19 protein-coding genes, 1 tRNA gene and 1 pseudogene are annotated in these 22,897 nt (G+C 28.7%); 14 read left to right on the forward strand and 7 right to left on the reverse strand.

From position 1 onward, the window contains the following. Positions 1–59: 59 nt before the first annotated feature. Positions 60–2,456 (forward strand): ribonucleoside-triphosphate reductase, adenosylcobalamin-dependent, encoded by a 2,397-nt coding sequence (nrdJ, locus tag HALSA_RS00170; RefSeq protein ID WP_013404633.1) that lies wholly within the window; start codon positions 60–62, stop codon positions 2,454–2,456. 78 nt (positions 2,457–2,534) lie between these two features. Here the strand turns inward: nrdJ and HALSA_RS00175 are convergent, their stop codons facing one another. Then, the gene (locus HALSA_RS00175) at positions 2,535–2,822 is read right to left on the reverse strand and encodes a hypothetical protein (RefSeq protein ID WP_013404634.1); all 288 of its coding nucleotides are present in this window, start codon (positions 2,820–2,822) and stop codon (positions 2,535–2,537) included. Positions 2,823–3,242: 420 nt separating this feature from the next. Here HALSA_RS00175 and HALSA_RS00180 point away from each other — a divergent pair, with 420 nt between their 5' ends. Continuing rightward, positions 3,243–4,196 (forward strand): 2-hydroxyacid dehydrogenase, encoded by a 954-nt coding sequence (locus HALSA_RS00180; RefSeq protein ID WP_013404635.1) that lies wholly within the window; start codon positions 3,243–3,245, stop codon positions 4,194–4,196. A gap of 148 nt (positions 4,197–4,344) precedes the next feature. Then, positions 4,345–4,432: transfer RNA gene (locus tag HALSA_RS00185), tRNA-Ser, on the forward strand. A 188-nt stretch (positions 4,433–4,620) separates the two neighbouring features. Here the strand turns inward: HALSA_RS00185 and HALSA_RS00190 are convergent. The 3 genes from HALSA_RS00190 to HALSA_RS00200 form a co-directional block, all read right to left on the reverse strand. Further along, the gene (locus tag HALSA_RS00190) at positions 4,621–4,857 is read right to left on the reverse strand and encodes a hypothetical protein (RefSeq protein WP_013404636.1); all 237 of its coding nucleotides are present in this window, start codon (positions 4,855–4,857) and stop codon (positions 4,621–4,623) included. 68 nt (positions 4,858–4,925) lie between these two features. After that, on the reverse strand, positions 4,926–6,068 hold the full coding sequence (locus HALSA_RS00195; protein WP_013404637.1) for a tyrosine-type recombinase/integrase: 1,143 nt from the start codon (positions 6,066–6,068) through the stop codon (positions 4,926–4,928). 58 nt (positions 6,069–6,126) lie between these two features. After that, entirely contained in the window at positions 6,127–6,378 is a 252-nt protein-coding gene (locus tag HALSA_RS00200) for a helix-turn-helix domain-containing protein (RefSeq protein WP_013404638.1), read from the reverse strand. A 176-nt stretch (positions 6,379–6,554) separates the two neighbouring features. Between HALSA_RS00200 and HALSA_RS00205 the strand changes: the two genes are divergently transcribed. Continuing rightward, positions 6,555–9,485, forward strand: coding sequence for a transcriptional regulator (locus HALSA_RS00205; RefSeq protein ID WP_013404639.1), 2,931 nt, complete (start codon positions 6,555–6,557; stop codon positions 9,483–9,485). 178 nt (positions 9,486–9,663) lie between these two features. Here the strand turns inward: HALSA_RS00205 and HALSA_RS12740 are convergent. Next, a pseudogene (locus HALSA_RS12740) lies at positions 9,664–9,801 on the reverse strand (IS3 family transposase); the annotation flags it as partial. Between the two features lie 1,153 nt (positions 9,802–10,954). On the opposite strand from HALSA_RS12740, the gene HALSA_RS12745 reads away from it, so the two are divergent. The 9 genes from HALSA_RS12745 to HALSA_RS00245 all read left to right on the forward strand — a co-directional run bounded on the left by HALSA_RS12745 (position 10,955) and on the right by HALSA_RS00245 (position 20,011). Beyond that, positions 10,955–11,125 carry a hypothetical protein gene (locus tag HALSA_RS12745; protein WP_160143031.1) on the forward strand — a complete coding sequence of 57 codons (171 nt, stop codon included), beginning with the start codon at positions 10,955–10,957 and terminating at the stop codon, positions 11,123–11,125. Positions 11,126–11,298: 173 nt separating this feature from the next. Then, on the forward strand, positions 11,299–12,216 hold the full coding sequence (locus HALSA_RS00210; RefSeq protein ID WP_013404640.1) for a ParB/RepB/Spo0J family partition protein: 918 nt from the start codon (positions 11,299–11,301) through the stop codon (positions 12,214–12,216). Between the two features lie 126 nt (positions 12,217–12,342). After that, complete coding sequence (locus HALSA_RS00215) at positions 12,343–12,864, forward strand: winged helix-turn-helix transcriptional regulator (RefSeq protein ID WP_013404641.1); 522 nt, start codon at positions 12,343–12,345, stop codon at positions 12,862–12,864. A gap of 174 nt (positions 12,865–13,038) precedes the next feature. Then, positions 13,039–13,584 carry a site-specific integrase gene (locus tag HALSA_RS00220; RefSeq protein WP_013404642.1) on the forward strand — a complete coding sequence of 182 codons (546 nt, stop codon included), beginning with the start codon at positions 13,039–13,041 and terminating at the stop codon, positions 13,582–13,584. A gap of 75 nt (positions 13,585–13,659) precedes the next feature. Then, positions 13,660–15,462: an ABC transporter ATP-binding protein gene (locus HALSA_RS00225; RefSeq protein ID WP_013404643.1), complete on the forward strand. Its 1,803-nt coding sequence runs from the start codon at positions 13,660–13,662 to the stop codon at positions 15,460–15,462. A 246-nt stretch (positions 15,463–15,708) separates the two neighbouring features. Continuing rightward, positions 15,709–17,010: a phosphoenolpyruvate mutase gene (gene aepX / locus HALSA_RS00230; RefSeq protein ID WP_013404644.1), complete on the forward strand. Its 1,302-nt coding sequence runs from the start codon at positions 15,709–15,711 to the stop codon at positions 17,008–17,010. 4 nt (positions 17,011–17,014) lie between these two features. Continuing rightward, a complete protein-coding gene (gene aepY, locus HALSA_RS00235; RefSeq protein ID WP_013404645.1) occupies positions 17,015–18,148 on the forward strand; it encodes a phosphonopyruvate decarboxylase in 1,134 nt (377 codons plus the stop codon). After that, positions 18,148–18,873 (forward strand): phosphocholine cytidylyltransferase family protein, encoded by a 726-nt coding sequence (locus tag HALSA_RS00240; protein ID WP_013404646.1) that lies wholly within the window; start codon positions 18,148–18,150, stop codon positions 18,871–18,873. The genes aepY and HALSA_RS00240 overlap by 1 nt, the downstream gene beginning before the upstream one ends. A gap of 4 nt (positions 18,874–18,877) precedes the next feature. Then, positions 18,878–20,011: a phosphonoacetaldehyde reductase gene (locus tag HALSA_RS00245; RefSeq protein ID WP_013404647.1), complete on the forward strand. Its 1,134-nt coding sequence runs from the start codon at positions 18,878–18,880 to the stop codon at positions 20,009–20,011. A gap of 94 nt (positions 20,012–20,105) precedes the next feature. Here the strand turns inward: HALSA_RS00245 and HALSA_RS00250 are convergent, their stop codons facing one another. Both HALSA_RS00250 and HALSA_RS00255 read right to left on the reverse strand, forming a co-directional pair. After that, positions 20,106–21,044, reverse strand: a complete 939-nt coding sequence (locus HALSA_RS00250; RefSeq protein WP_187323464.1) for an IS3 family transposase — start codon at positions 21,042–21,044, stop codon at positions 20,106–20,108. Beyond that, on the reverse strand, positions 21,032–21,319 hold the full coding sequence (locus tag HALSA_RS00255; protein WP_041595728.1) for a transposase: 288 nt from the start codon (positions 21,317–21,319) through the stop codon (positions 21,032–21,034). The genes HALSA_RS00250 and HALSA_RS00255 overlap by 13 nt, the downstream gene beginning before the upstream one ends. A gap of 159 nt (positions 21,320–21,478) precedes the next feature. On the opposite strand from HALSA_RS00255, the gene HALSA_RS00260 reads away from it, so the two are divergent. Continuing rightward, positions 21,479–22,798 (forward strand): CDP-glycerol--poly(glycerophosphate) glycerophosphotransferase, encoded by a 1,320-nt coding sequence (locus HALSA_RS00260; protein WP_013404649.1) that lies wholly within the window; start codon positions 21,479–21,481, stop codon positions 22,796–22,798. The last annotated feature ends 99 nt before the right edge of the window (positions 22,799–22,897 follow it).

Genomic DNA, 22,897 nt, shown 5'->3' on the forward strand with positions numbered 1-22,897 from the left:
CAAAATTATGCTATAATGAATATTCAGGTACATTTAGTAATTTAAAGGAGGTTGGTAATTTGAGCAAATCTGATATGACAGTAATTAAAAGAGATGGTCGTGAGGTAGAATATAAAAGAGAGAAGATAAAGACGGCTATTCACAGAGCGATGATTGAATCTGGAGAAGATGCAGGTGAGAAAGATGCGGAGAAGGTGGCTGTTGAAGTAGAAAACAGTCTAAAAAAAGAATTTTACAGTAAAGATAAAGTGCCAAAGGTTGAGGAGATTCAGGATTTAGTTGAAGAAGAATTAATGAAATCAGCTTATGTGACTACTGCAAAAACTTATATATTATATAGAAGTAAAAGACAGCAGTCAAGATTACAAAGGAAAAGCAAGGATAAAGAAGGAGCCTTGTTAACCAATGAATTTTTAAGCAAATATAAGCATCAGCCTAATCCATTTCCAACTGAGTTGGGAGAATTTATTTATTATAGAACATATTCTCGCTGGTTACCGGAAGAACAGCGAAGAGAATACTGGTGGGAAACAGTCAAAAGGGCTGTTGAATATAATTGTTCTTTAGCTCCTACTACTAAAAAAGAGGCAGAAAAGCTTTATGATAATGTTTATTATTTAAAGAACTTTTTAGCTGGTAGGACATTATGGACAGCCTCAACCAAATCCAGCAAAAAATATGGGATGTCAAATTACAATTGTAGTTTTACAGTAATTGATAGTTTTAAAGCCTATCAAGATTTATTTTATCTTTTGATGATCGGTAGCGGTGTTGGATTTCGCGTATTACCTCGTGATGTAGAGAAATTGCCTAAGATTAGAACAGATATAGAGGTTATTCATAAATATTATGAGCCTGTACCTAAAGATGAAAGAAGAGAATATACAGATTTTGATTTTGACGGCAAAGATGTAGTAAAAGTAAATGTTGGTGACAGTAAAGAAGGCTGGATCCAATCTTTAGAATATTACTTTAAGTTTTTAACTGATCATGCTTTTCGTCCTGTAAAAAGAATTATCTTTAATTATGATTCTGTTCGCCCTAAAGGAGAAAAGCTAAAAACTTTTGGTGGAACCGCTTCAGGACATCAAAGTTTGAAGAGAATGTTCACTAAAATAGATAAACTTTTAAGAGAAAAACCGGATAGAGAAATGGACTCTATTAAAAGAGTTAAATTAAAGTCAATCGATGCAATGGATATTGCAAACATAATAGCAGAAAATGTAGTTTCTGGTGGAGTTAGACGTTCATCTCAAATTTGTCTTTTTGCTAAAGAAGATAAAGAAATTGCCCAGGCTAAAAGCAATCTTTATATAAAAGAAGATGATGAATGGGTTATCAATCCCGAGATTTCTCACCGTCAGATGAGCAATAACAGTATTTTCTATGAAGATAAGCCTTCTCGAGAACAGCTTAGTTGGCATGTTAAGCAGATGCGTTTTAGTGGAGAGCCAGGTTTTATTAATGCTGTAGAAGCAAGCCGCAGGCGCGAAAACTTTAAAGGAGTTAATCCCTGTGCTGAAATTCTCTTGGACTCCAAAGGAGTATGTAATTTAACATCATTAAATGTGATGGCATTTGTTGATGAAGAAGGTAATCTAGATAAAGAAGCCATGTTTGAGGCCCAAAAACTTTCTGCTCGTTCCGGTTACAGGATGTCTTTAATAGAATTTGAACTTCCAGAATGGGATCAAATAAACAAAAGAGACAGATTGATTGGAAACTCTGTAACGGGCTGGCAGGACATGAAAAATGCTGCTGGATTAAGTGAAGAAGAGGAAGCACAACTTTTAAAAGAGTTAAGAGAGGTATCACATAAGGCTGCTAAAGAGATAGCAGAAGATGTGGGAGATAATGTGCCCAAATTGATGACCACGGTTAAACCTGAGGGAACTCAAACTCAGATGCCAACAGTTTCTAGTGGTTTGCATTATTCTCACAGTGCATATTATATACGTAGGGTAAGGATTTCTGCATCTGATCCGCTGGCCCGGGTCTGTGAAGAATTAGATTATCCTATTCATCCAGAAGTAGGTCAGAATCCAGATGATCCAGAAACATTAGTTATAGAGTTTCCGGTTAAGGCACCAGAAGGTGAAGTTAAAGCTGACATTGATGCTATTACCCAGCTGGAAACATATAAGATGTTTATGAAAAACTATGTTGACCACAACGCTTCTATTACTGTTCATGTAAAAGATGATGAATGGGAAGATGTAGAAGAATGGTTATGGGAAAACTGGGATGATGTAGTTGGGATTTCATTCCTATCCTACAGTGATAACTTCTATGAACTAATGCCTTATGAAGAAATCACAGAAGAAGAATATAATAAAAGAGTAGAAGAGATGAAAAGATTTAATCCCTCTTTAGTAACAAAGTATGAAACAGAATATATAGAACGAGAAGTAGAAGAGGGTGCATGTGAAACTGGAGCTGCCTGTCCTATAAGATAATAATTACAAAAAATATTCAATTAATATTATAACTCTTAAAACTAAACTCCTATCAATTTAAATTGATAGGAGTTTCTATTACGTTAAATAATTTTTTTTAGTGTCATCAGGTGCATTATCAAGTTTCTTTTTTAGTTTTTTGTATTGATGATCTAAATTCCTATATTTGATTTTAATATTCTCAACTTCTCGATCATTTATACCCATTGAAACTTCTATATAGGAATAAATTGTTTTTAAAGCAGAAGCTATTATATTCAGATTTTTTTGTTTTATTTCATTACTTTGCTCAGGATCATAGTTTTTCAGCTTTTCTTCTACAATCTCAATATTATTTTTAAGTTTATTAATCATTTGATTCTTCAATCGACTTCCTCCTTTTAAGATATATCTAATTTAGTATTAGTTAAAACATTTTTAATTATAGTCTGTTTAAAATAAAGGCTTTTTCTTTTGATCGAAGATTAGAGGCTCAATTATTATCATTGCTCTGTTCAAATACTATTTAGCTCCAAATAGCTAGAGTAAATTTAACTATAGTTCAATTTACTCTATATAACTATAATATCATTTTAGCAATGATTACGCAACACTATGACCTATATTATGCTTTTAATTCTATATTTATCAAAAAAATAGAGTTTTTCTTTACAAATATTAGTAGAAAGATAGTTTTAAGTAGACTATTTTTTTAAAAAAGCTTTAAAATAAATGATGCTTGTGAGAGAATAGAATAATAGAGAAGTACTTAAGTTGAGATTTTTCAATAATTAGGAGGGATTTTAAATGAAAATTGTGATGATTGAACCGATTAATATTTCTATGATGAAGTTAGAAGAATACAAACAAAGATTTGAAGTTGAAGGTCATCAATTGATCGCTTATTCTAATAGGGCCAAAAATGATAAGGAAATGATTAAAAGAGCCGAAGATGCTGATATTTTAATTATTGCTAATCAGTCGCTTTCAGCTGATGTAATAAATAGCTGCAAAAATTTAAAAATGATTTCTGTTGCATTTACAGGTTATGACCATATTGCGATTGATGCCTGTCAGAAAAATAATATAGTAGTATCGAATTCCTCCGGTTATGCAAATCAGGCTGTGGCGGAATTAGTCTTCGGTCTAGTAATTGATTTAATGAGAAATATAAAAGAGTCTGATCAGGCTGTTAGAGCCTCGAAAACCAGAAAAGGTTTAATTGGAAATGAACTTGCAGGAAAGAAATTCGGTATTATTGGATTTGGTTCAATAGGTCAAAAAACTGCCAGAATTGCCAAAGCATTTGACTGTAATATACTGGTTGATAATCATAAAAAACATAAAGCGGGCGAAGAGCTTGAGGTAGAATATTTGCAATTAGATCAATTAATGCAGGAGAGTGATATTGTAAGCCTGCATGTACCTCTAAAAGAGTCAACAAAAAATTTGATTGATGTAGAAAAAATTGCTTTGATGAAAAAGAATGCAATTTTAATTAATACTGCCCGGGGGCCTGTAGTAAATAGTAAAGATTTAGCTGAGGCTTTAAATAATGAAAAAATTGCCGGAGCAGGAATAGATGTTTTTGAAATGGAACCACCGATTCCGGAAGATCATCCACTTTTAAATGCCAAAAATACTATTTTAACTCCTCACACAGCATTTGCAACAGATGAGGCTTTTTTAAAAAGAGCAGATATAGTATTTAATAACATAGAAAAGTGGTTAGCTGGTAATCCCCAGAATGTTGTTAGTTGAGAGATGAAAATCAAATAAAAGAAAAAATAATTATTTTAATTACTTTCAGCTTTTCTTTCTTTGTATAATTTCTAGATAAGATAAAAAAAGCAGAAAATATCTTGACAGCAATAAAAAGATATAGTACAATATTACTTGTGACATAAGTGGAGAGATGTCCGAATTGGCTAAGGGGCCGGACTTGAAATCCGGTGAAGCCGAAAGGTGTCGGGGTTCGAGTCCCCGTCTCTCCGCCATTGAATATTAAGGGCTAACGCCTATTTTAGAGACCTGCCGAGAGGCGGGTCTTTTTGTGTTTTGGGAGTGAATCCTGCCATAATCCTGCCATTTTAAAAATTAAGTAAATTAATATAAAAGCAGCTTACTTTAAAAGCAAGCTGCTAATTTAATTAAATAGTTTATTAAAGCAGTAATTAATCTTCAATTAACTAGGAGGGAACAATTCATCTAAATCAGTAAGTTTATCGCCTGTCCATGGATTAATACCATTTTCAGCATCTTCCCAAAATGAATTGATTGCTTCCTTTCTTACTGTTTTATAGTATAGATCTTCGAGGCTATTAATAGTATCCTGCTTCTCCTTTTCAGTATCAAATTCATCATCTTCGTGTCTTTCTTCTTTTAGTCTATAAATCTCATCCATAATTTCATCACTTGTCATAAAATCATCTCCTTTTTAAATTAATGGCTAAAAAATATCTGCAGGTTTGCATTCCTGCAGATATTCAATTATGAATTCATAAATTTCTTGTACTTATCAACTGATTCTTTCTGCATAGAAGGAATAACATGAGAATATGTATCTAAAGTTGTAGTGATAGTAGAATGACCTAATCTTTCTTGTACAACTTTAGGATGTACTCCTGCTTGCAGCATCAAGGTTGCATGTGTATGTCTAAGATCATGCAGGCTTACGCTATTAAGTCCTATTCTTTTAGCAAGTAACTTAAAACGATTTGTAGTAGTGTTAGGATATATTTTACTTCCATCTGACTTACAAAATACTAAGTTGTTATTTTGATATTCTGGTCCAAAGAGTAATTTATTTTCATTTTGTTTTATTTTTAATTTCTTTAAAATTTTAGTATCGTCTTCTGCAATTGATATTACTCTGCGGCTGGATTTGTTCTTGGGTCCCTTATATACCATACCAGTTTTTTTAGTTTTTACTAATGTTCTAGTTACCTGAATGGTTTTACCGTTAAAATCAATGTGATTCCAACCTAATCCCAATAATTCACCTCTACGCATACCAGTATTTACTGCTACATATATGAAATAATAAAGCCAAGAGTTACCTGCTTTATTCAGCAAATGTTCTACCTCTTCAATTGATAAGGTTCTTATTTCAGGCTTCTCAGGACTTGGAGCAGGGACTGCTTTTACAGGATTGTAAGAAATGAGCTGCCATAGTACAGCCTGTTTAAAAGCTCTATTCAGTATTCTGTGGTGCTGAAGAACAGTTTTTTTAGATAAACCACCTTCTTTCCCATCTAACCTACCTTTTTTCAATTTTTTATTTTGATAAGATTGAATATGGAGTGGTTTAACTTCTTTTAATTTTAAAGCCCCTAGTGCAGGTATAATATGTTTTGTTACTATCATTTCATATCCTGCATAAGTAGTAGGTGATAGTTTTGGCAGAGCATAATCTTCTAACCATCTTTTTAAATACTTTTCAACGCTAATTTTTGTTAAAGAAGTTCCAATTCCCATAGTTTTTTCTTGCCGCTTTTTAGCCACCCAATCTTTTGCTTCTCTTTTCGTATTAAAAGTCTTGCTAATTCTATTTCTTTTTCCAGTGGCAGGATCTTTACCCATATCCATAAAAACTTCGTAATTACCACTCTCAGTTTTTCTAATGTGTGCCATTGTTATTCCTCCCTTATATTGCTATCTACTATCCTTATACAAGAAAAGAATAAATAATTTAACTGCTTTTATTATCAAGATCACTGTAAAACCAAGCTAAGAATTTATCGCGTGGAATCACCCATTTCCCTTCTAGCTTTTTAGCAGGTATTATGCTTCTATTTAATAGTTCATAAACTTTAGTTTTGCCGTATGGCAAAATCTGAACTAAATCTGCTGGAGATAGTGTAAATGGCAGATCTTTTCTTGATTTTCTAGATAGTTCTTTAAACAAATTTTCATTATCTTGATATTTATCATTATTTTTCATTTTCCACCTCCTAGTAGTTCTTTGCTGGTATGCAATTTTTTATTCTTATATTGAAATTATAATATAAGTTAAAATCTTGTTCGATGTAAAACAAAAAATTATTGTTTTACAAAAGAGAAAATAATAGAGGTAAAAACATATTTATGTTCAATATTGAATTAAGGGAGTGATTAAGAATGACAGATAAAGCTTATAAAAAAGAAATATTAAAAACTTCATATCGTGAAACATTAATCTATTGTATTAATTTACTTAACAACCCAGATTTTCAAGAATTTAATGAAGATATAAAAGAGATTAGAAATGATTGGATAAGCAAAAAAATTACAACTATAAATTGGGATAAGGATAATCGAATTAATAAATGCGGGGAGCTGAAATTAACCGGGCCTATACTACCAGTTAATATAGATAGAGAAAATATTGAATATATATTTTATGAGGGAAATATTCCCGGTATTGACGATAATATATATATAGATAGTTGGCAGTCGAAAATCAAAGAAAAATTTAATATAAATAAAATAATAATAGATTACAAAAATGGTGAAAATGCCAATAGAGAAGAATATCGAGATTTACTATTACATGAATTACATCATAAGAAGAATAATAGTTATGATAAATTTGATCTTCTATTTAAATTAAAAAAATGTTCTTTTATAATGGAGTTGTATTTAGATAAAGTCATCGAGAAAAAAAATAGAGGTAATAATATATATAAATTTTATAAAAATTTAGCGGCTGAAATTAAAGACAGAAATATTAAAAAAATCAATATAATTTTGAAATCTATTTTTGTTGCGTTCTCAAAAGAAGAGCTCAATTCTGATGTAATATCAAATATCTATGAAAAAGTAAGTTCTTATGATAAAAGCAAAACAGGTTATGAGGAAACCAAGGAAATTATTAATAATATAATTCTTGAACTAAAAAAAGAAAAAATTAATATTAACGAAATATCTCAATCTTTTCAGAAAATATTAACTAGTAAAGAATTTACCAAGACTAATATCAATACAAATAAATATTTTGAAACAAAAAAACATTTAGAAATAATTTTTGGAGAATTAAAAGAAGAAGGAATTAATAATGATGTGCTAGCAAATATTCACAAAGATATAATTTCTTCTTATAAAAATAAAACAGCTAAAAAAGAAGATGCTAAAAAAAATATAAATGAAATATTGCTTGAATTAAAAAAAATAAAAATTAACAAGAGGATAGACAAAATATCTAAAAATTATAAGAATTGGTTTTTAGATAAGGAAGAATTTACTGAGAGTCATAAGGCAGAGGAGTATTTAGAGATATTTTTTGATGATTTAAAAGAAGAAGGAATTAATAATGATGTGCTAGCAAATATTCACAAAGATATAATTTCTTCCTATAAAAATAAAACAGCTAAAAAAGAAGAAGTTAAAAATAAAATAAATAAAATATTGCTTGAACTAAAAACAATGAAAAGTAATATAAATATAAAAAAGATTTCTGCTCTTTTTCGGGAATTACTCGATAATGATGAATTTAATAAGATTAATACTAATTTAGAAATAAATTTTGAAAAGCCAAAAGGAGAAATAAGTCTTAAAAAAGTCAAAATAATTTACAAAAAATTAGAATCATTGTTAAATAATTTAGAAGACAAAATAAAAATATATATTGAACAGATTATTTGCGAACTAAAACAAGACAAAATTGACTATCTTAAGATTAACAATTTATTCAATAAAATCATCAATAACAAAAAAAGATTTTATGCAGAAAAGAAATTTGCGGAATTAATTTTTTATGAATATGAAAAGGAATATGAACATGAAAAGTTATTTGTTGATAATGATAAATTATCTAATATTTATAATAATATAAAAAAAAATATAGTTTATAAAAAAAATGAAATAAATTTTTTGTCAGAATTTAGATCAGAAATAAATTATATAAAGTTTGATCATTATAATTTATTTGATTTCTATTTAGACTTAGGTAATTACTTAAATATAAAAGAAGAAAGATTTAATAATGTAATACCTTCTATGGAAATAGAATTTAAAGTATATAGTCATATTTTCGATATAACAATATATGATTATCAAGATTTATTCGAGTATTTTGTTCCCGAAAACAAACTCGAAGGATCTATAATTTATAAATTTTATTGTTTTATTAATAATTATTATAATGAATTGAATCATACTAAAATAGAGGATCCTTTATCAGAAAAGGAGAGAAAAGAATATAGACTTTTTAAAAGATCTTATCTTGGGATGAAAAAGGATATTGATAATGGTAAAACAAATTATGAGAAATCATTAGATTATCAAAATAAGGATGGCTACATATATAAATTCAATAAATATATAATAAAAGGCTGCAAAATAAAAAATGAATTTAAAGATAAGGAAATGATATTTGACTTTAAGCGTTTACACGAGAAAATAAAAATAAAATTTATTAATTTAATTAAAAAATGGTCTTATCCATCTGTAGCTGGGCCTGAATATGGAATAGATGAGATTAATCGTTTCTTATGGCGTATTGCAGAAGATAAAAGTGGTGTTATTAGAGATAAATTTACAGAGGTAAATCCTTTGGAAGATCCATTTGCAATTTTTTTGAGCAATTGTATTGTTTTTGATATGAAAAACATTAAAGATATAGAAAGCTTTTTTATTCCTCCTAAAAAAAAGCTATATGACTTAAGAGAATTGATAGTTCAATTTAAAATTGATAAGCATGAATTGGAAAAATTGAAAGAAATGATAGATAATCCTGATAAAACTAAAGAGGATATATCTGAAAAAATTAATTCTGATTCTTACAAAAAAGGGAAAGAAAATTACAAAAAAAAATTATTAAGAGAGCAGGAATCAGTATGGTCTTATCCAGGTAATTTACCGACAAAAAAACTCTGGAATAATTTGTATTATTTAAAAAAAGAAGAATTAGAATATAATGAGATTGACCAAAAACTCAATTCAATAAATTATCACCGTATTATGGAATTTTATAATTTTTATATAGATTTTCAAAAACAAGATTTTAATAATGATGATGAGATGTTCAATTATATAAAATCTAATAGCAAATACAATCGAAAAAAAATATAAAAAATTGGTTTAAAACTTATTATAACCTTTTTAATTTGGAAACTCCTTTTAAATAAATATTTTCATCTCAAAAAAATTTTTTTAAATTATACAAATAAGCGATTATTTATATTAAATTTACAGCAGATTATATTTATGATGGGTATGCTATTTATTGTAATCTATCAAATATTGAACATTAATATTCAACGGGTGTTAGATAATCTAAAAAACCAGGAATAGAACCAGTAATTCTGCGATAATTATATCAATTAATATAGTCTAATAGCTCATATTTTAACTCTTCAAATGTATTAAGTATTCTATTATGGGGAAAAGGCATTTATATAAATTATGGAATTATCAGTAATAAATGAGGTTTTAAAGAGCTTTTTATCCATTTTATTACTTATTTAAACATAATATGTTAATATAGGGTGGACTTGATTTCAGGTCCACCCTCGAAATATCGAAGTCCACCCTCCATGAAGCCCGGCACGTTAGTAAAAGGTGGTTTGGTGGACTTGTTTTGCCATATTTAAGCACCTGTGCAATTATCGCTGTGTATTCACTTCTGGTTGTTCTTAATCTTATACACTTACACTAGAATTATTTATATATATATATATTAGCTTTTGAACAGGTCAACCCAGAGACAGAGTTGCACAGGCACCCCCAAAACCCACTTTCAGGTCCACCAAACCACCTTTGCCTGACATGACAACGATGTCGGAGGGTGGACTCCTGTTTTGGGGTGGGTGGACTTGTTTTTAAGTCCACCCTATCTTTGAATTATTCGTTTTTTTTCATAATTTTATTTGCTGCCAATAGGGATGTTATGTCCTAATACAATTGCATAAGCAAAATTTAAAATATATTAGAGTATAAGAATAAAATCTCTTATAATTTATATTTTCGTTTTGTATTGATTTGTACTAAAATGTGTTATATTATTAATGCAAATAATTAGAAGGAAGCAAGGATAATGGCAGATAATTAATATTATTTTTCTGCTGAATTGTCAGATATACTTAATTTAGATGCTCGTAATGTGAGAAATTGATTCACAATGTAAATCTACAGTGGTAAAAGTTAGTTTACAATTGTGACCAGAGCAAAAATAATTTGATCAGTTTATTGATAAAAACAAAAACACAAAGAAGCATGAATTTAGTTTTCTAAATTTTGAAATTATATATATTTCTGAAAGAAATGCCTTGTTATTAAAATAATAGGTGTAACAAATCCAAAAAGTGATGTTTCAAAGACTAGCACTGTTAAAATTTTCGGATCTGTGTTAGCTAAAATAATCCGATAAAATATTGTCAGAATATTTAAGATGTGATCAAATGCAAATTATATATGATTTGCAACTAGAAAAAATCAACAAATATATTTCTGAAGGATTATCTGAGCAGCTTATTTTAAAAGCTATTGAGTATTGTGGTTTAGGAGGACATAACTAATCGTTTTTCTTTAACAGGCTATTTATGCTTGTAGAGGATGAAATTTATACAGTTGATCAGTTGGATAATGTTCTGTCTACAAATAAGTCAACCCATTCTTCCCAAAAAAATAACTCCAGTGAAGATAACAAACAAGATGATTCCGATTACAAGTGGAAAGATTTCTTTATCGATTTTTCAAAATACAAAGAATAATTTAATCAAAAAAGAAAAGAGTTAATTATTGATCTGATAGTTAAACAGCTAGCCTATCAGGGTGCTCTAAAATCTACCAGAACAGCTTTACATGGATTTTAACAGACTAAAAGGCATAAAGGGGTTATAAAACCTAAAACAGTTCTATATCAGCCAATATAGGAGGTGTTTTATTGATTAGGATTGAAAAAATTTCAATAGATATGATAAAAAAGAACCCAAGTTTATATCCTATGGATTTTAATAAAGAGAAATGGGAGGAATTTGCTCGTTCCATTTCGCAAATTAGCATTTTAGAAATGGTGATTGTGAAAGAACTAGATAATGGTTACTTACAATTGAGCGGCAATTCCAGGATTAAAGCTAATAGAAAAGCAGGTAAAGACGAAATATCTGTTATTGTTGTTGATGATATCGAGTTAGATTTAAAAAAGAAAGAAATCATCAAAAATTTACAACCTAAAGAAATAGATCCTCTTGAGCGAGCATTAATAATAGATCGATATATCAAAGAAGAAAATTTAAGCAAGAAAGCAGCTAGTGAAAAGTTAGATATAGCTAGAATGACATTAACAGTTTGGCTCATAATCTTAGAATATGAAGAAAAGTATCAACAGGCAATAATTGATAATTTTTATGAAAAAGATGGTGCAAATTTAACTTTATCTCATCTTTCTTTAGCAAAAAATCTGGAATCAACAACTTATAATCATGAACTAGCGACAAGATATTTAGATGCAATAATGGATTATGGATTAACAAGAAAGCAAAGCATGAAATTGAAAGATCTAATCAAAAAACATCCCAGGATAGATATAAGAAAAGCGGTTGAAATTTTTATCAACCAGGAAAAACTAGAAGACGAGTTAGTTAACAATGTTGAGTTAAATGACGAAATAAGAGAATTAATAGAAATTTTTGATAATGTAAATTCTAAAATGGAAGGTATGATTAATGTCAGCACTCAAATAGATAAAAGGCTTGAGAAAAGATTGCTTAAAGAACTTTTGCTTACAGAACACAAACTGCAGCAGATTTCGATAGAAACATTCGGTAAAACTTTAGATGAAGCAAAAGAAGAGCTACTGTAAAAGGATAAGATTTGATTATTTCTTCCAAAATTTGATTTTGTAGCAATTATATATTATAATCAAAGTTGTTAATTAATTGAACTTTGTTTAAAAATTAAATTACCGCAAACTTAGAGGGGTTAAGCTATGGAAGAGAAAATCACTGATATACTAATTATACTCGATAGAGAAGACAGTCCATCTCAAAGGAAAATAGCTGATCAGACAGGTTTTTCACTGGGTTTAGTTAATGCATTGATAAAAAAATGTGCTAAAAAAGGGTTAGTGAAAATTAAAAAACTGAATTCTAGAAATATGAAATATATTTTAACTCCCAAAGGAATCAAAGAAAAGACTAAAAAGACCATCGATTATGTGAAGAAATCCTATCAGGCTATTAATCAACTTCAGGCTTCAATAGAAGAGTTGGCTAATAAACACAGCAAGGAAGGGAAAAACATTTATATTCTAGAAGAACGTAAAGATGAAATTCGAAATATCGTCCAGAATATATTAGTTGAACTTGAAGTGGATTATACTGTTGTTGATGGAGTAGAAAATATTGAGGAAACTATATTTGATATAAAAGAAAATGTTCTCTATCACTGGAATCCAGGACTTGAAACTAACTTTAAGGAAGCAGAAGTAGTTAATATTTTTAGATATTAAATGATTAAAAATAGCTTAAAAAAGTTAATTTGAGGGAAATAAACAATAACTAAAATATTTTACATATATTTACTTTGACACTCGATGTCTTGATTTAGGTTTTATATTCTATTATGTTATATTTTAAATTCGACAATTGCTTATCAAGTTCTTGACTTGTAGAGGAGACTGAAAATGAAAAGGGTTGAACCAATTAGAGACAAGAAAAAGATTGAGCAAATCAAAGCAATATTGAAGGCCCAAAGTGATAGAAATTATATGATTTTTGTGGTAGGTATTAACACAGGTTTGAGAATAAGTGATTTGCTTTCGCTTAAGGTTGAACATATAAGGTATAAAAGGCATATTATGATTATAGAGAAAAAGACTTCTAAAATTAAGCAGTTTTTAATCAATTCATATCTACGTAGAGAGTTGGATGAATATATGAAAGATATGGATGATTACGAATATTTGTTTCAGAGTAGAATTGGCAAAAATAAACCTTTATCAAGGTTTCAGGCTCACAGAATAATGAAAGAAGTTGGTAGAGAAGTTAATTTAGAAAGAATAGCTTGCACAACGACAAGGAAGACCTTTGGTTATCATCACTATAAACAGTATAAAGATTTAGCTCTTCTTCAGAAACTTTTTAATCACTCTAAACAATGGGTAACATTAGATTATATAGGGATCAATCAAGATATGATGGATGAGTCTATTGAAAATTTTCGTTTGTAATATTGGAGTTATTTCATATATTTGTGGATTTTACATAAATGATATATAAATATAAATTTGGGGGCATAAGTTTAAATGATTACTTCGCTTAAAAAATTATGGGATTTATTTAATAAAAGAGAAAGGCTGCAGATTTTCGGTCTGCTAATAGCTATCTTAGCTATGGCATTAGCTCAGGTTGTTGGAGTTGCTTCTGTAATGCCCTTTATGGACTTAGTAATGAACCCAGAAATGATAGAAGAGAGCAGAGTGCTTAACACTTTATATAATTATTTTAATTTTGAATCGATCAATAGATTTACAATTTTTATCGGAGCAGCAATGTTTTTTGTAATTGTCTTATCAAATGCTATTTCTACCTTTGCTATCTGGTTAAAGATGAAGTTCGTCTGGAAGAACAACCACCGACTTTCGTTAAGGTTATTAAAACAATATATGGCTAAACCTTACAGCTATTTTTTAGTCAACAACTCATCTGATTTAGGTAAAAATGTATTGCAGGAAGTTCAATCATTAACAACTCAGTATTTAATCCAACTTGTTGATTTAATAACTTACAGTTTAGTTGCTTTAGCTTTAATATCTTTTTTATTTATTACTGATTTTAGAGTTACTCTGGCAGCTATATTTATTTTAGGTGGAAGTTATGGCTTAATTTATTTTTTCACTAAAAAGAAGATGAAAACTGCAGGAGCAGAAAGGCTTGAGGCAAATAAATATCGTTATAAAACTGCCAATGAAGCTTTCAATGGAGTTAAACAGATAAAAGTCAGAAGTAAAGAAGAAGAGTTTATTAATCGTTTTGCAGTTCATTCTTCTGAGCATGCTGATTTAAGAGCCTGGTATGATATTATCCGAAGATTACCTCGCTATATTTTAGAGGCAGTTGCTTTTGGAGGGATAGTTTTACTTGTTTTATATCTGATTATTTCTGGTCAGGAGGCAAGTCAGGTAGTTCCTATAGTAAGTTTGTTTGCCTTTGCTGGTTATCGTTTGATGCCTGCCTTACAGAAAATCTTTGCAGGAGTTAGTTCTCTAACTTTTAATTCTGCTGTTTTAGATAGAATACATGAAGATATTTTTGAAACAGGGCAGTTTGCTTCTAAAGCCTGGCCGAAAGAAATACCTGAAGCTTTAGATTTTAAAGATACAATTAAAGCAGAAAACTTATCTTTTAAATATCCAGGAGATAATAAGCCAGTGCTCAATAATGTTAGTTTTGAGATTGAGCATCATACAGAAATAGGTTTAGCTGGAGCTACTGGAGCTGGTAAATCTACTTTAGTTAATATTATTTTAGGTCTTTTAAAATTCCAATCAGGTAAAATGACTGTGGATGGGGTAAAATTAACTGAGGATAATATGAGGAACTGGCAGCAGAATATAGGTTATGTACCTCAGGATATATATTTATGTGATGATACCATTTCAAGCAATATTGCTTTTGGAGTTCCAGAAGATCAAATAGATATGAAAGCAGTTAAAAAAGCTACTAAAATAGCTAATATAGATCAATTTATAGAAGATGAATTACCGAAAGGTTATGATACCATTGTTGGAGAAAGAGGAGTTAGAGTAAGTGGTGGACAGAGACAGAGGTTAGGACTAGCTAGAGCTCTTTATCATGATCCAGAAGTTTTAGTTTTAGATGAGGCTACAAGTTCTTTAGATAATAGAACTCAGAAATCTGTTATGGAAGCTATTAATAATATCGCTGAAGTTAAAACAATGGTAATGATAGCTCATAGATTAAGTACTGTTAAGGATTGTGATCGAATTTATCTCTTAGAGGATGGAGAGATTATTGACTCGGGTACTTATGATGAGTTAGTTGAGGGTAATTATAAGTTCAGGAAATTGGCTAATTTGAGTGGGTGAGATTTATGGATTAAAGACCTAAGATAAATTAAAGTATATTTTTTAAAGTATTATTATGTATATTATATAAAGTTGGAATAGATTATCGGACAAATATTTTGATATTTAACTTTTGATTTGAATATAAAATTTTGTCTCTATTATTGGAATGTTTTTTACTGAGTATAATAATTATAAATTCTGTGAGAAAATTAATTTAAGTTTCCTATAAATTAACAGGATTCATAATATGAAAGGTGGAAAAAAGTGAAAAAAGTTTATTTAGCAATGAGTACAGATATAATTCATCATGGGCATATGAACATAATTGAGAAAGCAAGGGAATTAGGAGAAGTAACAGTTGGCATTTTAGCAGATGAGGTTGTAGCTAGTTATAAAAGATTTCCTCTTTTATCATTTGATGAAAGAAAAAAAATAATAGAAAATATCAAAGGTGTAAATAAAGTAGTTAAACAGAAAGAGTTAGATTATGTTAATATTCTTAAAACAATTAAACCTGATTATGTAGTTCATGGAGACGATTGGAAAAAAGGACCTCAGAAAAGCATTAGAGAAAGAGTAATTAAAACTTTGGCTGAATGGGATGGACAATTAGTTGAAATAGAATATACTGAGGGAGAATCTATTGAACAACTAGATGATAAAATTGATGAATTAGGGACTACACCTAATCAAAGAAGGAAAAAATTAAGAAGATTAATTGAAATGAAACCAATTGTAAAAATTTTAGAAGCTCATAATGGTTTAACTAGTTTAATAGCAGAAAAGACAAAAGTAGTTGAAAATGGAGAAATAGCAAGTTTTGATGGTATGTGGATTAGCAGCCTATGTGATTCTACTGTTAAAGGAAAACCAGATATTGAATTAGTTGACCTTACTTCTAGAATAAATACAATTAATGAAATTCTTGAAGTAACTACTAAACCTATTATATTAGATGGAGATACTGGTGGTAAGATTGAACACTTCACATTTACGGTTAAAAGCTTAGAAAGAATTGGAGTTTCTGCTGTAATAATTGAAGATAAAATAGGTTTAAAGAAAAATTCTTTATTTGGTACAGAAGTTCAACAAGAACAGGATTCTATTGAACATTTTTGTGAAAAAATAGTAGCTGGTAAAAAAGCTCAGGTAACTGATGATTTTATGATTATAGCAAGAATAGAAAGTTTAATTTTAAAAGCTGGTTTAGAAGATGCTTTAAAAAGAGCCAAAGCTTACATTGAAGCTGGAGCAGATGCTATAATGATACATAGTAAGATTGATACTCCAGTTGAGATTCTCGAGTTTTGTGAAGAATATAAAAAGTTTGACCATAAAATTCCTTTAGTTGCCGTACCTTCTTCATATTGTCAAATTACTGAAGATGAATTAATTGAAGCTGGTATTAATGTTGTAATATATGCTAATCAGTTAATTAGAAGTGCTTATCCTGCAATGAAAAATACTGCTGAGAGTATTTTAAGAAATAATAGAGCTAAAGAAGCAGATGAAGATTATTGTATGCCAATTAAAGAAATTTTAACTTTAATACCAGGAGGAAAATAAATTTATGATTAAACCAGCTGATTTTTATGAAAAACTTAATAATATAGGTATAGAATTTTTTGCTGGAGTTCCTGACTCTTTACTGAAAGATTTTTGTGCTTATGTAACTGATAATACTTCTAATGAAAAAAATATAATAGCGGCAAATGAGGGCAATGCTATTGCCCTTGCTGCCGGCTATAATTTATCTACAGATAGAGTTGGTTTAGTTTACATGCAAAATTCAGGTTTGGGAAATTCTATAAATCCTTTATTGTCTCTTGTTGAAGAAAATGTTTATGATATACCAATGCTTTTAATAATTGGTTGGCGTGGAGAGCCTAATAAAAATGATGCTTGCCAACATTTAAAACAAGGCGAAGTGACTAAAAAATTATTAGATACTATAGATATTAAATATAATATTTTGCCAGAAAATACAGAAGAGGCTAATATATTATTGGGAAATATTGAAGATTATTTCAAGAAAGAAAATAAGCCATATGCATTAATAGTAAGACGAGGTACTTTTGAAAAATATGAATTGAATGGTAAGTATAAAAATAACTTTGAAATGAGTAGAGAAGAAGCTATTGAAATATTAGTTAATAATATAGAAGATGGTGTATTTTTTTCTACAACAGGAAAGGCATCAAGGGAACTTTATGAGATCAGAGAAAGAAATAACCAATCTCATGATAATGACTTTTTAATGGTTGGATCTATGGGACATATATCACAGATAGCTTTATCAGTAGCAGTTGATCGGAAAAACGAGAATATATATTGCTTAGATGGTGATGGTTCAATGATTATGCATTTAGGTGGTCTTTCTTTGGTTGGCTCATTAGGATCCAAAAACTTTAAACATGTGATTTTAAATAATGGAGCTCATGATTCCGTGGGTGGTCAACCTACTGTTGGTTTTAATATTGATATTAATAAAACTGTAAAAGGTTTAGGTTATGAAACTGTATTCCAGGTAGAAACCAAAAAGGAACTAGAAGAAAAGTTAGAAGATTTTATTATCTGTAAAGGTCCAGCACTTATGGAGATAAAAATTCACAAAGGAGCAAGGGATGATCTAGGAAGACCTGATATATCTTCTCATAAACGAAAAGAGTTATTTATGGATTATTTACAGAGAGATAGAAATTAATGCAAGCATTAATATTAAATTCTGGTCTTGGAAGAAGAATGGGAGAGTTGACGGATAAGAAACCTAAATGTATGGTAGAAATTAATAATAATCAGACAATATTATCAAGACAATTAGATATTTTAAGAGACAATTATATAACTGATATTGTTATAACAACAGGTCCTTATGAATCTGAAATCAAAAAATTAATTAAAAAGAATTATGAGAACTTAAATATACAATTAATTAATAATAACAAATATGATAAAACCAACTATATATATTCAATGTATTTGGCTAAAGAAATAATTAGTGAACGTGCTGATGTTTTATTATTACATGGGGATTTGGTGTTTAATGATAAAATTCTTAAGAAGATAAATAGTGCTGTATTTGATAATTTTGTTTTAATAAATAAAAATAAGAAGAATCCATCTAAAGATTTTAAAGCAATAATTGAAGATTATAATGTTAAAAAAATTGATGTAAATCTAGAAGGGAATAATGCTTTTTCATTACAGCCTTTTTATAAATTTAAATATAATGATTTTAAAGTTTGGTTAAATGAAATTGGAAATTTTATAATGAATGGTGAAAATAAAGTTTATGCTGAAAAGGCTTTAAATCAAGTTTTAAATAAAAAGATTGAACTCAAATATGTGGATATTGGAAGTTTATTATGCATGGAAGTTGATAATAAAGAAGATCTTAAAAGAGTTCAAGAAATTTTAAATAAGGATTGATATGATGAGACAAAAAGAATATTTTGGTTTTAATTCAATCAGCAAGCTAAAAGAAATAATTGATATAGAAAGTCCTTCTAAAATATTTTTAGTAACTGGTAAGTCTTCATATGAAAAATCAGGTGCAAAAGATAAAATAGAAAATATATTAAAAGGTAATATTGATTATCAAATATTTAATGACTTTTCTAATAACCCTAAATATACTGATTTAAGGAAAGGTATTTCTAAGTTTAAAAGTGAAGAATTTGATATGATTATTGCAATTGGTGGTGGTAGTGTAATTGATATGGCTAAATCGATTAATATATTAGCTAAACAAGATCATCCTCCAGAAAAATATATTTTAAAGCAAAAAAAGCTTGCAGATAAATCAATACCATTATGTGCTATACCCACCACTTCAGGAACAGGTTCTGAAGCTACTCATTTTTCTGTTATTTATTATAATGAAACAAAATATTCATTAGCTAACCAGAATATTTTTCCTGATTATGTTGTGTTGGACCCAGAATTAACATTTTCATTATCGGAATATATAACAGCTAGTACAGGAATGGATGCTTTATGTCAAGCAGTTGAATCTTATTGGAGTGTTAATTCAACTGAAAAATCTAAAAAATTTGCAGAAAAAGCTATAAAAATATTATTAAAGAATATTAATGAAACAGTCAATAACCCAGGAAAGTTAAATAGAAAGAAGATGATGCTTGGAGCTAATTATGCTGGTAAAGCTATTAATATTTCTAAAACAACTGCTCCACATGCTTTTTCGTATATAGTAACTTCTAAGTGCAATGTTCCTCATGGGCATGCAGTTTCATTATTTTTAGGAGAAATATTAATTCATAATAGTGAACTAGATCAAAATGAAATTGTTGATTATAGAGGCAAAGAATATGTTAGGGGAGTTGTTAATGATATTAATCAATTTTTTTATTCTTTAAATTCTAAAGAAGCTAGAGATAATATATATGAGTTAATGATTAATATTGGTTTAGAAACTAGTTTGTCTAAATTATGTAAAGATGTGAAAGTAAAAGATTTAATTGAAGGTGTTAATCAAGAAAGATTAAAAAATAATCCGGTATATATTAATAATATAAGAGAAATATTTAATAGAATAATTGCTTTTTAATAAATTATATTAAAGTCTTTTGAGCTAGCCCCTCTAATCTTGGACAAACTTTAATATGATTTGTTAAACATAGTTTTTTCAATAAATTAACTGCTTATGCAGCAAATCTAATTCCTGAAACTAAGTTGTTAAGAACATTTTTATGATAAACTGCTGGTGGTATTTTACCAACAGATGAATGTGGTCTCCTATTGTTGTATTTATCAACAAATTTAGCAATAGAATTCCTGCAGTGGGTTATGCTGCGGTAATGTTTTTGATATACTTCAGCTCTTTTTAATGTGCCGTGAAAGCTCTCAATATGGGCGTTTTCTTCTGGTGTGTTTACCATTGTTCTTTCATGAGATATATCAAGCTCTCTAATCCTGGTCTGAAACTCTCGACTTCTAAACTGGGTACCATTATCAGTTCTTAATATTAGATTATCAGTATTCCGATTTTCTATTGCCTTTTCAAGGGCTTTAAGAGCTTCTTTTGTGCGGCATCTTAATCCTTCATGATGACCTACAATCTCTCTGGTAAATACATCAATAATATCAAACATATATACCCACTGGCCACTGTTATCTATGTACATCTGGACCATATCCATCTCCCAGAGCTGGTCAGGTCCAGTGAGTTCATGTTTTTGTTTTAATTGATAATTTTTAGGTTTTGGAACTCTCTTATCCTGTAGTAGATCTAAGACTTTCATTATACGGTAAATACGCTTATGATTAACTTTTAGATTTTCTGTATAATTCAAGTAATCAGTTACCATTCTATAGCCCAGATGAGGAGACTCATCACAGTACTTTTTAACCAATTTAACAACCTCTTTTTCTGGAACTAAATTACCATCTTTATCATAAGCTGGATGACCAGTGTAAAGTTGATCTTCAGTATTAGTATCTTTCTCTTTTTGATCATTGTTCTGACGGTAATAATAGGTGCTCCTGGCTATATCAAAAGTTCGGCATAGTTCTGCTACAGTATATTCTGATTTAAGCTGATTAATTATCTTGATTTTATCGACAGTATTTAGTTCTGCCAGGGCTTTTTTTTAAGGATTTCCATCTGGACTTTCTGTTGGCCAATAATTTTTTCCATCTCTTTAATTTGTTCGTCTTTTTTCTTAAGTTTAGCTTCCTGTTCAGTAGCAGATTCACCACTGAGTTTACTCATACCTCCGTTTAAGAATTCTTTTTTCCATAGGTAGATGGAATTACGGCTGACACTATATTCATCAGCAAGATCAGATATTTTTTCACCTTTGATAGCTCGAAGAACAATTTCCATTTTTTCTTCAGGATCATAACTTTTAGGCATTTGCTTTTACCCCCTGTAATTATTATAAGATGTTAAATTGGTATCTGTCCAATATATTTAGGGGGGGTCACACTTTTTTAAGAATATAAGGACTAAGACAGGGAGGGTAGATTTTAATAGGGATTATTATTTTTTCACTCCTCTATTAAACACAATTTGATGTATATAAAAAAAATTAAAAATAAAATACCTGAGACTATCAAAAATATATTAAAACCTTTCTATTTTAAATTGAAATCAATTATTGAAAACATGAAAATAAAAAAACAGTATTACTATCATAAATATAATTTACAAAAAGTTAAGAATAAAGTTAAAAAACAAAAAAAAATAAATATTGCATTTATAGTTTTAAATTCTTCGATCTGGAAATACGATGAACTTTATAAAATGATGGAAAATGATGATAGGTATAATCCAATAATTTTAATTTGTCCTTTCACTAGATACGGGAAAAAAAGTATGCTTAATGAAATAGAAAAATGTTATAATATGTTTCTAAACAAAGGTTTTAATACAATAAAGTTATATAATACCGATGAAGAAACATATATAAATGTAAAAGATAAATTTAAACCAGATATTATATTCTTTACTAATCCTTATTCTAATAAAACTAAATCAAAATATTATATATCTAACTTTCCTGATATATTGTCTTGTTATACACATTATTCATTTCATGTATGTAATAGAAATGAAACGATGTATAATAGTTTATTTAATAATTTATTATGGAAAGCTTTTTATGAAACAGAAATTCATAAAGAAATAGCAAAAAAATATTCTAGAAATAATGCGAAAAATGTTGTCGTATCAGGATATCCAGGAATAGATAGACTCGAGTATGGGAAAAGTATTGTTCTTAATAAATGGAAAAAACAAAATTTTAAAAAAATAATCTGGGCTCCACATCATTCAATTCAAAAAAACGATGAATTAAAATATTCTAATTTTTTAAGGTATCATAAATTTATGTTTGATATAGCTCAAAAGTATGAAGAGAGAATACAAATTGCTTTTAAGCCACATCCATTTCTAAAAAATAAACTATATAATCATAATAACTGGGGAAGAACAAGAACAGATGAATATTATAGAAAGTGGGCTCAATTATCTAATGGACAATTAGAAACAGATGAGTATGTTGAATTATTTAATTCATCAGATGCTATGATTTTTGATAGTGCTTCTTTTACTGCAGAATATTTATATTGTGGAAAGCCTTCATTATTTTTATATTCAGATGAAAACGTTTCAGATAGATTTAATGAATTTGGTAAGTTAGCTCTCAAGCAACATTATACCGGATATAACAAAAAAGACATTAAAAATTTTATTGAAGATGTAATTAATGAGAAAGATAAAAAAGAAAAGTCAAGAAGAGAATTTTATAATAAATATTTAATACCTCCAGATGGTAATAAAGCTTCTAAGAATATAATGAATGATTTAAATAATTCTATATTTGGCGGTTAATAATATTTCTATAGAAACATATTTAGTAATTGGTGAAACAATTTTTTATTAGCAGTATTAATTATATTAATTATCTGACTCTTGATGTAACTAAAAAGA

The organism is Halanaerobium hydrogeniformans (assembly GCF_000166415.1).
GTDB classification, from domain to species: Bacteria; Bacillota; Halanaerobiia; order Halanaerobiales; family Halanaerobiaceae; genus Halanaerobium; species Halanaerobium hydrogeniformans.

Coding starts and splice junctions, on each gene's coding strand:
- HALSA_RS00190 (WP_013404636.1), bottom strand. CDS start 4,857: ATGACAAGTGATGAAATTATGGATGAGATTTATAGACTAAAAGAAGAA.
- HALSA_RS00215 (WP_013404641.1), top strand. CDS start 12,343: ATGGAAGAGAAAATCACTGATATACTAATTATACTCGATAGAGAAGAC.
- HALSA_RS00225 (WP_013404643.1), top strand. CDS start 13,660: ATGATTACTTCGCTTAAAAAATTATGGGATTTATTTAATAAAAGAGAA.
- HALSA_RS00260 (WP_013404649.1), top strand. CDS start 21,479: ATGTATATAAAAAAAATTAAAAATAAAATACCTGAGACTATCAAAAAT.
- HALSA_RS00240 (WP_013404646.1), top strand. CDS start 18,148: ATGCAAGCATTAATATTAAATTCTGGTCTTGGAAGAAGAATGGGAGAG.
- HALSA_RS00200 (WP_013404638.1), bottom strand. CDS start 6,378: ATGAAAAATAATGATAAATATCAAGATAATGAAAATTTGTTTAAAGAA.
- HALSA_RS00180 (WP_013404635.1), top strand. CDS start 3,243: ATGAAAATTGTGATGATTGAACCGATTAATATTTCTATGATGAAGTTA.
- HALSA_RS00195 (WP_013404637.1), bottom strand. CDS start 6,068: ATGGCACACATTAGAAAAACTGAGAGTGGTAATTACGAAGTTTTTATG.
- aepY (WP_013404645.1), top strand. CDS start 17,015: ATGATTAAACCAGCTGATTTTTATGAAAAACTTAATAATATAGGTATA.
- HALSA_RS00245 (WP_013404647.1), top strand. CDS start 18,878: ATGAGACAAAAAGAATATTTTGGTTTTAATTCAATCAGCAAGCTAAAA.
- HALSA_RS00220 (WP_013404642.1), top strand. CDS start 13,039: ATGAAAAGGGTTGAACCAATTAGAGACAAGAAAAAGATTGAGCAAATC.
- HALSA_RS00255 (WP_041595728.1), bottom strand. CDS start 21,319: ATGCCTAAAAGTTATGATCCTGAAGAAAAAATGGAAATTGTTCTTCGA.
- HALSA_RS00205 (WP_013404639.1), top strand. CDS start 6,555: ATGACAGATAAAGCTTATAAAAAAGAAATATTAAAAACTTCATATCGT.
- HALSA_RS12745 (WP_160143031.1), top strand. CDS start 10,955: ATGCTTGTAGAGGATGAAATTTATACAGTTGATCAGTTGGATAATGTT.